Origin of the sequence: Vibrio agarilyticus (genome assembly GCF_012641465.1) — a bacterium.
Classification (GTDB): Bacteria; Pseudomonadota; Gammaproteobacteria; order Enterobacterales; family Vibrionaceae; genus Vibrio; species Vibrio agarilyticus.
Genome location: NZ_JABAIK010000029.1, coordinates 1 through 13,870 on the forward strand (window position 1 = coordinate 1; position 13,870 = coordinate 13,870).

General features: G+C 46.3%; 12 protein-coding genes, 1 rRNA gene and 1 pseudogene. 3 read left to right on the plus strand and 11 right to left on the minus strand.

Annotation, left to right across the window (positions count from 1 at the left end):
• The 8 genes and pseudogenes from HGP28_RS18085 to trxA form a co-directional block, all read right to left on the minus strand.
• Positions 1 to 62: ribosomal RNA gene (locus HGP28_RS18085) — 16S ribosomal RNA — on the minus strand; the annotation flags it as partial.
• A gap of 575 nt (positions 63 to 637) precedes the next feature.
• Complete coding sequence (gene fre / locus HGP28_RS18090; protein ID WP_168837848.1) at positions 638 to 1,351, minus strand: NAD(P)H-flavin reductase; 714 nt, start codon at positions 1,349 to 1,351, stop codon at positions 638 to 640.
• A 20-nt stretch (positions 1,352 to 1,371) separates the two neighbouring features.
• A complete protein-coding gene (locus HGP28_RS18095) occupies positions 1,372 to 1,635 on the minus strand; it encodes a 2Fe-2S iron-sulfur cluster-binding protein (RefSeq protein ID WP_168837849.1) in 264 nt (87 codons plus the stop codon).
• Complete coding sequence (locus HGP28_RS19490) at positions 1,632 to 2,165, minus strand: hypothetical protein (protein WP_439333870.1); 534 nt, start codon at positions 2,163 to 2,165, stop codon at positions 1,632 to 1,634. The genes HGP28_RS18095 and HGP28_RS19490 overlap by 4 nt, the downstream gene beginning before the upstream one ends.
• Positions 2,165 to 3,548: pseudogene (gene ubiD / locus HGP28_RS18100) on the minus strand (4-hydroxy-3-polyprenylbenzoate decarboxylase); the annotation flags it as partial. The gene HGP28_RS19490 and the pseudogene ubiD, both read right to left, overlap by 1 nt.
• 50 nt (positions 3,549 to 3,598) lie before the next feature.
• Positions 3,599 to 4,549 (minus strand): hypothetical protein, encoded by a 951-nt coding sequence (locus HGP28_RS18105; RefSeq protein WP_168837851.1) that lies wholly within the window; start codon positions 4,547 to 4,549, stop codon positions 3,599 to 3,601.
• Positions 4,550 to 4,666: 117 nt separating this feature from the next.
• Positions 4,667 to 5,926 carry a transcription termination factor Rho gene (gene rho, locus HGP28_RS18110; protein ID WP_168837852.1) on the minus strand — a complete coding sequence of 420 codons (1,260 nt, stop codon included), beginning with the start codon at positions 5,924 to 5,926 and terminating at the stop codon, positions 4,667 to 4,669.
• Between the two features lie 198 nt (positions 5,927 to 6,124).
• Entirely contained in the window at positions 6,125 to 6,451 is a 327-nt protein-coding gene (gene trxA, locus HGP28_RS18115) for a thioredoxin TrxA (protein WP_168837853.1), read from the minus strand.
• Positions 6,452 to 6,563: 112 nt separating this feature from the next.
• On the opposite strand from trxA, the gene rhlB reads away from it, so the two are divergent.
• Both rhlB and gppA read left to right on the plus strand, forming a co-directional pair.
• Positions 6,564 to 7,865: an ATP-dependent RNA helicase RhlB gene (gene rhlB, locus HGP28_RS18120; RefSeq protein WP_168837854.1), complete on the plus strand. Its 1,302-nt coding sequence runs from the start codon at positions 6,564 to 6,566 to the stop codon at positions 7,863 to 7,865.
• A 6-nt stretch (positions 7,866 to 7,871) separates the two neighbouring features.
• Positions 7,872 to 9,362 (plus strand): guanosine-5'-triphosphate,3'-diphosphate diphosphatase, encoded by a 1,491-nt coding sequence (gene gppA, locus HGP28_RS18125; RefSeq protein WP_168837855.1) that lies wholly within the window; start codon positions 7,872 to 7,874, stop codon positions 9,360 to 9,362.
• A 180-nt stretch (positions 9,363 to 9,542) separates the two neighbouring features.
• Here the strand turns inward: gppA and HGP28_RS18130 are convergent, their stop codons facing one another.
• From HGP28_RS18130 to recQ, 3 genes are all read right to left on the minus strand, one after another.
• Positions 9,543 to 10,214 (minus strand): 7-cyano-7-deazaguanine/7-aminomethyl-7-deazaguanine transporter, encoded by a 672-nt coding sequence (locus HGP28_RS18130; RefSeq protein WP_168837856.1) that lies wholly within the window; start codon positions 10,212 to 10,214, stop codon positions 9,543 to 9,545.
• Between the two features lie 303 nt (positions 10,215 to 10,517).
• The gene (locus tag HGP28_RS18135; RefSeq protein WP_168837857.1) at positions 10,518 to 10,835 is read right to left on the minus strand and encodes a DUF3630 family protein; all 318 of its coding nucleotides are present in this window, start codon (positions 10,833 to 10,835) and stop codon (positions 10,518 to 10,520) included.
• A 37-nt stretch (positions 10,836 to 10,872) separates the two neighbouring features.
• A complete protein-coding gene (gene recQ, locus HGP28_RS18140; RefSeq protein WP_168837858.1) occupies positions 10,873 to 12,708 on the minus strand; it encodes an ATP-dependent DNA helicase RecQ in 1,836 nt (611 codons plus the stop codon).
• 145 nt (positions 12,709 to 12,853) lie between these two features.
• On the opposite strand from recQ, the gene rarD reads away from it, so the two are divergent.
• Positions 12,854 to 13,777, plus strand: coding sequence for an EamA family transporter RarD (gene rarD / locus HGP28_RS18145; RefSeq protein ID WP_168837859.1), 924 nt, complete (start codon positions 12,854 to 12,856; stop codon positions 13,775 to 13,777).
• The last annotated feature ends 93 nt before the right edge of the window (positions 13,778 to 13,870 follow it).

Sequence of the window (13,870 nt, forward strand, 5' to 3'; positions counted from 1 at the left end):
ACTTGCATGTGTTAGGCCTGCCGCCAGCGTTCAATCTGAGCCATGATCAAACTCTTCAATTTAAAGTTTTTTGTGACTCAATGAATACTGATTCTATCTTTCGATAGTGAATTGACTGTGCTCTTATTGGCTTTCACTTTTAAAAAAGTGAAACAAAACAGCTCAAGGCTGATTTCCAACTTGAATTGGTCACTCAGTTCATTGAAATCAATTTGAAACCCCTCTTTATTAGAGGAAATTTCTAATTGGATTATCATCAACGAGTGCCCACACAGATTGATAGGTTTATATTGTTAAAGAGCGATTTGACTTTCGAACTTGTCGTCCGTCAGGGCTGCGTATCTTACGCATTTATTTTTGAGAGTCAATCGTTATTTTCAAACTTTTTTCATCTCTACTTTCAAAGCCACCAGCCGTTGCCGTGCTCCCTGTCAGTGAGGCGGCATTATAGGGAGAATCACTTTCGGTGCAAGTCCATTTTGAGACTTTTTTCGTGAAACTCATCCGTTCGCGCAAAACTAAACCAGAATGTTCGATTTACGCTCAGTTTAAAGGTTGTTGATGCGCTCAATTACAACACAGACAAGCTCATTCAGCGAAAGTGTTAGACTCAAGCGCGCGATTAAGAGCGTTTTAATTAGATGAAAGAGTAAGCGTCTGCGAACATTCTTTCCTTTTTAGCGTGCTTGTGTCGAGTAAAAATATCTCTTGCGGCGCCCGCCATCTCAAATCTTCCAGCAATGTAGATATCAAAGTGCTCTAAGCTTTCGAAATCAGTCTCGATTGCTTGAAGCACATTGCCGACCTTGCCTTTCCATTCCTTTGCGCTTAATTCAACGACAGGAATAAAATGAAAGTGATTCTGATCCTTTTCCAACTGACGTAATTCCGATAAGGCATAAAGCTGCTCTTCTTGCTTAGCGCCCCAGTAGAGGTAAATGGGGTTAGGTTTATTGTGAGCAATGCAGTAATCAAGAATCGAGCGAACATAGCTAAAGCCGGTTCCGCCTGCGATAAGAAGCATTGGACGGTCGCTGTTTAGTGAGATAGTCGCGCTTCCATGTGGTGCATCAATGTCAATCTCGCTATTTGTTGCCTGTGCATCGCGCATTAGATCAACCACATCAAGTGCATAGCGGTTATGCTCAGCAGCACCTATATGTAACTCTAACTCACCGCCTTGAGAATATGGACTATTTGCAATGGAAAACGGTCTTTTATCATTCGCACCCATAACAACGAACAGATACTGACCTGCCTCAAATTCGATTGGCGTTAAAGGCTGCAAAATTACCTGGAAGGTATTACTTGCTAAAGGCGTGATTGTTTTTACTCTACACTTAGTGGTCATGTTTTCCTCTTGAACTTACTTTATAAGGTAAGCACTAAATCACTTACGGCTTCGGCTTGGCACGCAAATATCCAACCTTCTTCTTGCTCCTTCTTAGTGAGCATAGGCTCAAGCTGATAGCGTACCTGCCCTGACTTTAATCTGCATAAACACATCGCGCAGACCCCAACTTGACATCGATTCGGAAAGGCAATGTCGTGTTTAAGCGCGCTTTGTAAAATAGTTTCACCGGGTTGACAGTCAAACTGACGAAGACTCGGTAACAAGGTAATCTGATAGCTCATTTGTCACCCGCCAGTTTAATCCCTAACTGAGGCCATAAAGAATCAACCCTATCCACCACGTCAGGAGACTTCACGATGGGTCGTCCCCACTCTCTTGTTGCTTCCTCATCCAACTTGTTAGTGGCATCAAGACCGCACCAAGCTGGCGCAATGTGCTTACCTGTTGCTATATCTTGCGACCAGTAGGTATCTCGTTTGGGATCCATTCGAGTCGTAATCGCCCAAATAACATCATTCCAGTCCGTTATATTGACATCAAGATCCACTGCAACCACAAACTTAACCTCAATCATCGATGAAAGTTCGTGCCAAATGGCAGCAATCGCTGCACGCCCATCGCCAGCGTTATGCTTGTCGACGGCCACTATAATCATTTGTTGTTCTTTATCTTGATTTGCCAAATGAATATCTTTTATTGCTGAGCAGCTATTTTTCAGAGTGTTACGCAATGAGGCCCAATCAATCTGCGCCAATGAATTACGCGTTTTTGCACCATTTTCGGTCTGTTGATTTGATACCAGTGCTCGCATCGACAGCTCTGCAGGCCATTTGGCGGTCGCATCCAGCCCCATTTTTGAGCCCAATCCGGCAATAGGGGATGCAAAATCTAATGAATCAATCGGCGTGTTTTCAATAAAAGTGCAATCTTGCTTGGGCTGCATATGCGACACCATTGATTCAATCACACTTGTCCAGTCGCGCGCATTAACGCTGTCATCACAAACGATCACAAACTTGGTATACATAAATTGCCGTAAAAACGACCACACTCCAAACATAATTCGTTTGGCATGTCCGGGATATTGTTTCTTAATGGTCACAACAGCGAGACGGTATGAGCACCCTTCCGGCGGCAGATAGAAGTCAGTGATCTCTGGAAACTGCTTTTGCAAAATCGGCACAAAAACTTCATTCAAAGCAACGCCTAATACCGCCGGCTCATCTGGCGGTCGGCCCGTGTAGGTACTGTGATAAATCGGGTTTTGTCGCATCGTAATATGAGTGACAGTAAAAACGTGATGCGATTCTTCCTCGTTATAGTATCCAGTATGGTCCCCGTAGGGGCCCTCTTGAGCAAATTCATCTGGGTCGATATAACCCTCTAGCACAATTTCAGCGCTAGCAGGGACTTCCAAGTCGTTACTAATTGAGCGCACGACCTGCGTTTTACTGCCTCGAAGCAAACCTGCAAATGCATATTCAGATAGGGTATCTGGGATCGGCGTTACCGCCCCTAAAATAGTTGCAGGATCGGCGCCAAAGGCAACGGAGACCGGAAAGCGCTGTCCTGGGTGAGTCTGTATCCAATCATGAAGATCGAGCGCCCCACCTCGGTGAGCTAACCAGCGCATAATAACTTTATTTTTCGCAATTTTTTGCTGACGATATATCCCTAAATTTTGTCGTTTTTTGTGAGGGCCTCGAGTGATGGTTAACCCCCACGTCATAAGCGGCGCCACATCATCGGGCCAGCAACTCATTACGGGTATTTTGTCTAAATCAACGTCATCGCCCTGCCAAATGACTTCCTGACATGGTGCTTTACGCAGCCGCTTCACGGGCATATTGAGTACTTGCTTGAACATTGGTAACTTAGCCAATGCGTCTTTGAACCCCTTTGGCGGCTCAGGTTCTTTTAAATATGCCAGTAACTTCCCCACATCACGCAACGCTGCAACGTTGTCTTGCCCCATGCCAAGCGCAACACGTTCCGTCGTTCCAAATAAATTGGTCAGCACTGGCATTGAGTACCCCTTAGGGTTCTCAAATAACAGCGCCGGGCCCTGAGCACGAAGTGTGCGATCGCTTATCTCGGTCATTTCCAGGTAAGGATCAACCGATTCACGAATACGCACCAGCTTGCCTTGTGCCTCGAGGTAATCCAAAAATTCTCGTAGATCGTTAAAAATCATAGTTTGGCTCATCGATAATTATTTTCGATTTATCACGTTAGTACGCTCAATCAAAGGGATCGTTGCTGTAATTTGGCAGAATGACGATGCATCGCCTGATGCCACTGTGCTTTTTGTCTCGCATCAAGATGGCTGAGAATACGTTGCTTGCTGGCGATATCCAACGGTTGCCGCTCAGACAATATGTGAATCACATCATCGCTTAAACTCGGATTACGTGATGCCAGCAATAGCCGGCTAAGTGCATTCGATGTATCAATATTTGCCAAACGATACAGCTCTTCGCGAATAACGTGATCTGGCTTTAAGCGCCAAATCAATTGATAAAGCGCATCATCATCGCTCACTCTAGCAAGCGTCACTAAAAGTCGAGAGCTTGGCAAAAACGAATGGGGTGACGTTTGTAATACTTGTTGCGTAATTGCGTGTTGAGCGGATTTAGATAAATGAGCGAATTGACGGCAAAGTAATGCTTCTCGTTCATAAACCACATCTGAAGTCCCTGAAAGCCATTCACTTAAAAAGAGGTGTTTTTGCTCTGCCTTCGTGGTTAGCTCAATGATACTTTGGTCTTGTCGCCATTGTTTTAATAAACGATTAGCGACAGCAGAATAATGAAACGCAGGCCGTGTAAAATGATACCCTTCGCCTCGTTCAACCGCCAACAGCTGTGGATGTTGCTTGCTCCATTCCGCAACTAATAGCGACATTGAGGGCGAGAGGGTTATCGATTGTTCTTCAACCGAACGCAGCAAATGATACTTTGTCGCCTCTTGCTGCATCAGCGACATTTTACTGAGGTAGCGACGCAACGAGTCGATATCATCGCTTGCCACCCACCCAAGTAATATATCAACCTGCACTCGCAGACTTGGCGCTTTTTGCCACTGCTCAATCGTTTTGACTGACACTGCAGTGCTGGCATGAGAGACACTCAACATCATGCAAAGCCAAATCGCAACCGTGCTAATGAGATGTCGAGCAACGCGTCCGTGTCGCATCGTAACCTCCTGATAACATTTTTGTTATTTTGCTTGTGAACACATCAAAAGGCAAATAAAAACGCCGCTCTCAAGAGCGGCGCTGTATTTCAATCATTTGTGATTAACAAGGACACATTACTGACGACGCATTGCGTCAAAGAATTCATCGTTCGTCTTCGTCATTGCCAATTTATCGATAAGGAACTCCATCGCATCGCTTTCACCCATTGGGTGAACAATCTTGCGCAAAATCCACATTTTCTGTAGCTCATCCGGCTTCGTCAACAACTCTTCGCGACGAGTACCAGAGCGATTGAAGTCGATAGCAGGGAAAACACGTTTTTCTGCAATCTTACGATTCAAGTGGATTTCCATGTTACCGGTACCCTTGAACTCTTCGTAGATCACTTCGTCCATCTTAGAGCCTGTATCTACAAGCGCAGTTGCAAGGATAGTCAAGCTGCCGCCTTCTTCAACGTTACGCGCGGCGCCAAAAAAGCGTTTTGGACGATGTAATGCGTTGGCATCCACACCACCGGTTAATACTTTACCTGACGATGGCACCACAGTGTTGTAGGCGCGAGCAAGACGGGTGATAGAGTCCAGTAGGATAACCACATCTTTCTTGTGTTCTACTAAACGCTTGGCTTTCTCGATCACCATTTCAGCGACTTGAACGTGACGCGATGCTGGCTCATCAAACGTTGACGCAACGACTTCACCTTTCACAAGGCGTTGCATCTCGGTTACTTCTTCTGGACGCTCATCAATCAGCAATACCATCAACACGCACTCAGGGTGATTGTAGGCAATGCTCTGTGCAATGTTCTGAAGCAGCATGGTTTTACCGGCTTTTGGTGGCGCAACAATCAAGCCACGTTGCCCTTTACCAATTGGTGATGCCAAATCCAAAACACGAGCAGTAATATCTTCGGTCGAACCATTACCACGTTCCATCACCATACGTTCGTTGGCGTGCAGTGGCGTTAAGTTCTCAAACAAAATCTTATTACGCGCGTTGTCAGGTTTATCGTCATTAACGGTATTGACCTTTAACAGCGCGAAATAGCGTTCACCATCTTTAGGTGGACGAATTTTACCAGCAATGGAATCGCCCGTACGCAGGTTGAAACGGCGAATTTGGCTTGGAGAGACATAGATGTCGTCAGGACCTGCGAGGTATGAACTGTCAGCACTGCGAAGGAAGCCGAAACCGTCTTGAAGAATTTCGAGAACACCATCGCCAAAAATGTCTTCACCGCTTTTCGCGTGTGCTTTCAAAATAGCGAAGATGATGTCTTGTTTTCTCAGGCGTGCAAGGTTTTCCAAACCCAAGCTTTCACCCAGTTTAACAAGGTCAGACACCGGTCTGTTCTTCAATTCAGTCAGGTTCATAGTGGTGGATTCTTGTTTAGTCAAAATAAGATCTGTTATTTAGTTTAAGAAGGATTTGGTCTCAGGATCGACCAAGAAGAGAAATGTGCTTAATTAACGTGCGTTAAGTTAGCACTAAATATAAGCCTAGTCCAGAGCTAGGAAAAACAAAACCGCGCAGAGCAATCGCCGCACGGTTAATTTCAGAATAGCAAAGATTTACAGGTTCGCGTCCAAAAACTCTTTGAGTTGCGTTTTTGACAGTGCGCCAACTTTTGTTGCCGCCACATTGCCATCTTTAAAGAGCAATAACGTCGGAATACCGCGAATACCAAATTTCGGTGGTGTGCCAGCATTATGATCAATGTTCAGCTTACCGATAGTGAGCTTGCCCTCGTACTCTTCAGCGACTTCGTCGAGAATGGGGGCAATCATCTTACAAGGACCACACCACTCCGCCCAAAAATCAACCAATACTGGGCCGGCAGCGTTGATTACGTCGGCATCAAAGCTTTCATCTGACAGCTGCACAATCTTATCACTCATCTTCCACTCCAATGTGTTTTTTTGAAACTGGTTGGATGATAACCAGCAATTAGATGCTCTATTGGAATGTATTTAGTTTCTTAATGCAAGCTTTAGCTGATATTCTATAGCAATGAAAAAGACGCATATCACAGAGCAAAAGTTCGCCGATTTGGGCTTAGAGCCTCAAATTATTGACGGGTTGGAAAAAAAGGGATTTATTTATTGCACCCCTATCCAGGCCAAGGCGCTGCCGGTACTGCTCTCCGGCCAAGACATCGCAGGCCAGGCCCAAACGGGTACTGGTAAAACGCTCGCGTTTCTTACTGCAACTTTCAACCACCTCCTGACGACACCCGAGCACGAAGGCCGTCAGCCAAACCAACCGCGCGCTATTATTATGGCACCAACGCGCGAACTCGCCATTCAAATTTATAACGACGCTGCACCATTAATTGAAAGTACCGGCCTAAAAGCCGCATTAGCTTATGGCGGCGAAAGTTATGACAAGCAACTGGCGAAATTGCAACAAGGTGTTGATATTCTCATTGGCACAACGGGCCGCATCATCGACTTTTACAAACAGCGTGTCTTTAACCTCAACCACATTCAAGCCGTTGTGCTGGATGAGGCCGACCGTATGTTCGATCTCGGTTTTATTAAAGATATTCGCTTCTTGTTCCGCCGTATGCCGGAGCCGAAAGACCGCTTAAACATGCTATTCTCTGCAACACTTTCATATCGTGTGCAAGAATTGGCGTTTGAGCACATGAACACACCAGAGCACGTCGTCGTTGAACCGGAACAAAAAACCGGTCATCGCATTCAAGAAGAACTGTTCTACCCATCCAATGAAGACAAGATGGCGCTATTACAAACTCTGATTGAAGAGGAATGGCCTGATCGCGCCATTATTTTTGCCAACACCAAACACCGGTGTGAGCAAATTTGGGGGCATTTGGCCGCCGATGGTCACCGCGTTGGCTTACTGACGGGGGATGTTCCGCAGAAAAAACGTGAAAAAATTCTTGAGCAATTTACTCGTGGTGAATTAGACCTTCTCGTTGCGACCGATGTTGCCGCTCGTGGTTTGCATATTCCACAAGTGACTCACGTATTTAACTATGACTTACCTGACGATTGCGAAGATTACGTTCACCGTATTGGTCGAACGGGCCGCGCGGGTGCCAGTGGCCACTCTATCAGCTTTGCTTGTGAAGAGTACGCGATAAACTTGCCGGCGATTGAAGAGTATATTGAGCACGCAATTCCGGTGTCTGAATACGACTCAAGTGCGCTATTAACGGATTTGCCTCCACCTATTCGTCTGCGCCAACCGCGCCAAGGGCAGCAGCGTCGCACTAATACTGGTGGCTCACGAAGTGGTAACCGTAAACCCTCGCGCCCACGCCAACGTCCGGCTAAAGAGAGTTAATTCATCATGAACCAAGCAGGAACATCCCCTCTTTATGCCGCCATCGACCTCGGGTCGAACAGTTTTCACATGCTCGTTGTGCGTCATATCGATGGTAGCATTCAAACCATGGCCAAAATTAAGCGCAAAGTGCGACTTGCCGCAGGGCTAGATGCCAACAATGCGCTGAGTTTAGACGCTATGCAGCGGGGATGGGACTGCTTGAGTTTATTTGCCGAGCGTTTGCAAGACATTCCAGCCACCCATATTCGTATTGTCGGCACGGCAACGCTTCGTACCGCAACCAATGCTGATGCGTTTTTACAACGTGCCAACCAAATATTGGGACACGACATTGATGTCATTGATGGTGATGAAGAAGCGGCAACGATTTATAAAGGTGTCGCTCATACCTCAGGTGGTGGCGATCGACGTCTGGTGGTCGATATCGGCGGCGCCAGTACTGAGCTTATTATCGGTGAAGGTTTTGACGCTTGCGCGCTCACCAGCCTAAAAATGGGTTGCGTGACGTGGCTTGAACATTATTTCAAAGACCGTCAATTAAGTCAGCGCAATTTCGACGCGGCGATTTTAGGTGCCAAACAAACGCTAGCGCCTATTTTGCAACAATATCAAAGCCTTGGTTGGGACATTTGTGTCGGCGCCTCAGGCACTGTGCAAGCACTTCAAGAAATTATGCTCGCTCAAGGCATGGATGAAGTGATAAGCCTAGCGAAATTGCAACGGCTGCAAAAACAAGCCATGGCGGCGGATCATCTAGAAGAGCTTGATATTGAAGGCTTAACTTTAGAACGTGCGCTCGTTTTCCCAAGCGGCCTTTCGATTCTCATCGCCATATTTGAATCACTTAATATTGACTCGATGACGCTGGCCGGAGGCGCTTTGCGAGAAGGTTTAGTGTACGAAATGATTGATGAGTTGCGTCAGCACGACATTCGCGCCCGCACCATCGACTCATTGCAACGACGCTACCAATTGGACTGTCATTATGGCAATCAAGTTAGCGCAATGATAACGCATTTGCGCGACCAACTTGGTGCTGAGTGGTTTAATGAACCTCAAGCAAATGTGTTACTCGATAGCGCGGCAAAATTGCATGAGATCGGCCTCACCATCGATTTCAAAAAAGGCGGTGAGCATGGCGCTTATCTTATTCAACACTCCGATCTGCCTGGATTTACTCGAGCACAAAAGCAGCTTATTGCGCAGTGGCTGCGTCGTTATCGAGATGTATTGACTTCAGTACCAGAGCAAGCAGCACTCTCAGCAACCAGCGCCAAACGGGGGTTACGCCTGCTTCGATTGGCGGTGTTATTGACGCATCGTCGTAACCCAGCGCTCGCTCCTGATGTCACGCTACAAGCTCAAGGGGATGATCTTACCCTAAGCTTGAACAAAACTTGGCTTACCGAGAACCCACTTACCGCAGCTGAGCTCGATATTGAAGCCAATCGCCAGAGTGACATTGGCTGGCCACTGACTATCGCCGCAATCTAGCGCCTATACTTAAGCAACTTGGCGTTGCTGGTAGGCAACAAACGAACACAACCTCTGAGCTCTTCGTCAACATAGATAAACTATGTGACGAAGTTTGTGAGAAGCAGCCAGCAACACTACAAACAAAAAAAGCCCCTGACCGATGTGATTCAGGGGCTTTTTCATAATTCGAAATGGCGCTTAAGACGAAGTCGACCCAAGCGAGTAATCCACTTTCTCTCGCGTTAATTTTGCCAATAGATAATTCAATAGCACGCCGTACATCGGTACGAACAGACCAAGGCTTATCATCAATTTGAATCCATAATCCACCAGCGCGATCTCCATCCAATGCTCTGCCATGAATGGATCGGGACTGTTGTAAAACGCAATGACAAAAAAGGCCAGAGTATCAAGTGCGTTACCCAATAATGTCGAGCAGGTTGGCGCGATCCACCACTGTTTCATTTGGCGTAAGCGATTAAACACATGAACGTCTAAAATTTGCCCTAGCATGTAAGCCATAAAGCTCGCCACAGCAATACGAGCGACGAAAAGATTAAACTCACTCAGGCCAGCGAATCCTTGAAATTGTCCTTCGAAAAACAGTGCCGACAATAAATAAGAGAGCGCCAACGCGGGGATCATGACACGTAAAATGATTCGGCGAGCTAATTGAGCGCCAAACACACGTACGGTGAGATCCGTTGCGAGAAAAATAAACGGAAACGTAAATGCCCCCCAAGTGGTATGGAAGCCAAAAATGGTAAAGGGAAGCTGAACAAGATAATTACTTGAAGCAATGATCAAAAGATGGAATGCCACCAAGTATTTGAGGGCGTTGCGCTGCTGCGCAGAGGTAAAATGACTCATACGATACCTTTTTAGTTTGGTTTGGGGGCGAGGGAACCCAAATTGAGCCAGAGGCTCTCACCAACAATGTAAAGAATTGACCAATATTAGCCACTGGCTTAGCAAGCAATGTGGCAATAAATAAACCGACAAAGAAATTCAAATCGTATCATCTACGATGAACACTTTGTTCAAGATTGCGTCAAACGGGCGGGGATTATACCGAAACGGTAGCAAGGTGCAAGGCGCGTTGAAAAGGAAAATCAATGCCTCACTCAATTTGCGTTTCACGTGAAACATCGTCTTTGCCTTTTACTGAAAATCTTAATTTAGTGATTTAAAAAGGCCAGCCAAATAGTTAAGTTCATCTCGACTGTGTTCTCGCGCCACACTTTCAAGCCAAACTGACGACGTATAGTGCTCCGCTTTTAGAAATAAATGGCAGCCTTCAAAATCAATCAACCAAGTCTGTATATCGGCATCCATTTGCGTTTCCAACACGGTCGCCGATAAGAGCTGCACAATGTCGCTTGCCAACCGCGCGAAGTCATCAATATCGAAACCGGGGACATCAAAAACAATGCGTCCTTGATTGGGTTGATACTCTTTCAGTAACACCATTCCTTGCTCAAATAACGCCATCTTATCTTCTTCGCTATTCCCTAGTGATCGACTCGCTTTAACCTTGATACGTCAAATGCGCTTGGATTAAATCAAGAAACGGATCGGCGTATTTTTCAAGTTTACGCTGCCCCACGCCACTGACGGCCAGCATTTCTCCGTACGATGTCGGTAGAATATCTGCCATATCAATCAAGGTCGCATCGCTGAACACCACATAAGGCGGTAGACCATCTTCATCGGCAATTGATTTACGCAATTTGCGTAACTTAGCAAACAGAGCTTTATCGTAATTTTTGTTCGACAACTTATTGGCTTTTGCTGCGCGAACCGCGGTATCAAGCCGTGGCACGGCCAACTCGACCGACAGATCCCCACGCAGTACGGGGCGCGCTTCACTGGTTAGCTGTAAGGTGGAATTTCGCGTAATGTTTTGCATCAGTAAGCCTTTGTGGATCAGCTGCCGAAAAATACTGACCCAATAGTCGTGGCTTTGCTCTCGACCCAAACCATACGTGCTGATTTTATCGTGGCCATTTTCCCGCACGCGAACGTTTTGCATACCTCGCAAAACTTCTACAACATAACCAATCCCATACGCTTGATTGACTCGATAAACACAAGATAAGGCTTTGCGTACCTGCTCTGTCGCATCAAAATGCTTAGGCGGATCCAGGCAGATGTCGCAGTTTCCACACGCTTGTGGACGATACTCACCAAAATAATGCAGCAGCACCTGTCGACGACAGGTTTGCGCTTCTGCAAACGCACTCATCGCATTCAATTTATGCGCTTCCACTTGCTTTTGTGGCCCTTCCGGCTTTTCGTCTACCATGCGGCGCAGCCAATTGATGTCTGCGGGATCATAAAGCATCATCGCTTCTGCTGGTAGGCCATCTCGACCGGCTCGCCCCGTCTCTTGGTAATAGGATTCAATGTTACGTGGAATATCAAAGTGCACCACAAAACGAACATTAGGCTTATTAATCCCCATACCAAAGGCGACCGTTGCAACCACAATTTGAATATCGTCACGGCCAAACGCTTCTTGGACATAAGCACGTTCATCCGTTTCCATACCAGCGTGATAACTGGCTGCACGAATGTGGTTGTTACATAATTTTTCCGTCAGCATCTCTACCTTTTTGCGGCTACCACAGTAAATGATGCCGCAACTGCCTCGATGCGCCTCAAGAAAACGCATGATTTGCGATACAGGTTTGTGCTTTTCGAGCAAGGTGTAACGAATGTTTGGGCGGTCAAAACTGCCAAGATAAATATGCGGTTCATGCAGTTGCAATCGCGTTAAAATATCTTGTCTGGTCGCGTCATCGGCCGTGGCAGTAAGCGCCATCATGGGCACATAAGCAAACTGTTGCTTTAGCTGTCCAAGCGCCGCGTATTCTGGGCGAAAATCATGTCCCCACTGTGAAATACAATGCGCTTCGTCTATCGCGATCATCGTCAGTGGCAATTGATGCAAACGCTCAATAAAATCGGGCATTAATACACGTTCAGGTGAGACGTAAAGCAGCTTTGTCTCACCGTTGTGCATACGTTGATACGTTGCCATCAAGGCATCGCGACTCATGGTTGAGTTAACGCATTCTGCAGCCACCCCATTGGCTTTCAGCTGATCGACCTGATCTTTCATCAACGAGATGAGTGGTGAAATCACCAGTGTCAAACCACCTCTGACCAACGCTGGGATTTGATAACATAATGACTTTCCCCCACCCGTAGGCATAATCACTAGGCCATCACGACCATTCACCGCAGCATCGATCGCCGCTTGCTGGCCATCACGGAACGTAGCGTAACCAAAAATGGTTTCCAGCACATGTTGGGGCGTCAACGCCTCAGGTGCGCTGTCAGCAAGCAAAGTAGCAGTCATGCGTTTTCTCAAATATCACGCCGTGGCCGGCAAAAAATAAACCGCCATTGTAGGGGCAAACGACGGTGAATTAAACCGCAAATTAGTAGGCGTATCCCTGACCCCGCCGTATACTCAAGCTTTCATTTCCGTTAAGTTGTCGAGCATGAATCAAGAAGAAGAAGTTCGCACCCGGCAAGGCGTGTTACTCGCGATTGCTGCCTATACCATGTGGGGTATCGCACCGATTTATTTCAAAACGTTAGAGAACATTTCTGCGTTTGAAATCTTAAGTCATCGTGTGATTTGGTCTTTCGTGTTGCTTGCCTTGTTATTGCAAGCTGGGCGTCATTGGTCGCATGTTATTTCTGTATTAAAGCAGCCAAAGCGAGTGGGTTATCTATTGGTTACATCGACAGTTATTGGCGCCAATTGGCTACTATTTATTTGGGCCATCACCAATGACCATATGTTGGATGCAAGCTTAGGCTATTATATTAACCCACTGATCAATGTGCTTTTTGGCATGATGTTCTTATCCGAGCGTTTGCGGGCCATGCAGTGGTGGGCGGTATTATTAGCGTTTTGTGGTGTCATGGTGCAATTGATTGTCTTTGGCTCTGTCCCTGTCGTCGCCATTGCATTGGCATTCAGTTTTGGTCTTTACGGTCTATTGCGAAAAAAAGTGGCCATTGATGCTCAAACTGGGCTGTTTATCGAAACCTTGCTCATGCTGCCAGCCGCATTGATTTATCTTAATCTGTTTGCGAGCAGTGCCAGTGCGTCTTTGACAAACAACCCTTGGTCTTTAAACCTATTGTTGGTGACTGCGGGCATCGTTACGACACTACCCTTACTCTGTTTTACTGGCGCGGCAACACGGTTAAAACTCTCAACACTGGGATTTTTTCAATACATTGGCCCAAGTTTAATGTTTTTACTCGCGGTATTACTGTATGGCGAACCCTTTACCTCAGATAAAGCGATCACCTTTGCGTTTATTTGGGGAGCACTTGCGTTATTTAGTTTTGATGCGCTCAATCAGCGTCGTAAGCGACATCAAGATCTATCCCTAAGTCCAACTCGCTAATGTGTCCATGATTCAGGCCTGTTGATCTTTTCGCTTAATTTTAACTTTTATCTGTTCCATTTATCTGAAGAGTACTGTCTCTTCTTTTTCTGT

Coding starts and splice junctions, on each gene's coding strand:
- fre (WP_168837848.1), bottom strand. CDS start 1,351: ATGACCACTAAGTGTAGAGTAAAAACAATCACGCCTTTAGCAAGTAAT.
- HGP28_RS18095 (WP_168837849.1), bottom strand. CDS start 1,635: ATGAGCTATCAGATTACCTTGTTACCGAGTCTTCGTCAGTTTGACTGT.
- HGP28_RS19490 (WP_439333870.1), bottom strand. CDS start 2,165: ATGCGAGCACTGGTATCAAATCAACAGACCGAAAATGGTGCAAAAACG.
- HGP28_RS18105 (WP_168837851.1), bottom strand. CDS start 4,549: ATGCGACACGGACGCGTTGCTCGACATCTCATTAGCACGGTTGCGATT.
- rho (WP_168837852.1), bottom strand. CDS start 5,926: ATGAACCTGACTGAATTGAAGAACAGACCGGTGTCTGACCTTGTTAAA.
- trxA (WP_168837853.1), bottom strand. CDS start 6,451: ATGAGTGATAAGATTGTGCAGCTGTCAGATGAAAGCTTTGATGCCGAC.
- rhlB (WP_168837854.1), top strand. CDS start 6,564: ATGAAAAAGACGCATATCACAGAGCAAAAGTTCGCCGATTTGGGCTTA.
- gppA (WP_168837855.1), top strand. CDS start 7,872: ATGAACCAAGCAGGAACATCCCCTCTTTATGCCGCCATCGACCTCGGG.
- HGP28_RS18130 (WP_168837856.1), bottom strand. CDS start 10,214: ATGAGTCATTTTACCTCTGCGCAGCAGCGCAACGCCCTCAAATACTTG.
- HGP28_RS18135 (WP_168837857.1), bottom strand. CDS start 10,835: ATGGCGTTATTTGAGCAAGGAATGGTGTTACTGAAAGAGTATCAACCC.
- recQ (WP_168837858.1), bottom strand. CDS start 12,708: ATGACTGCTACTTTGCTTGCTGACAGCGCACCTGAGGCGTTGACGCCC.
- rarD (WP_168837859.1), top strand. CDS start 12,854: ATGAATCAAGAAGAAGAAGTTCGCACCCGGCAAGGCGTGTTACTCGCG.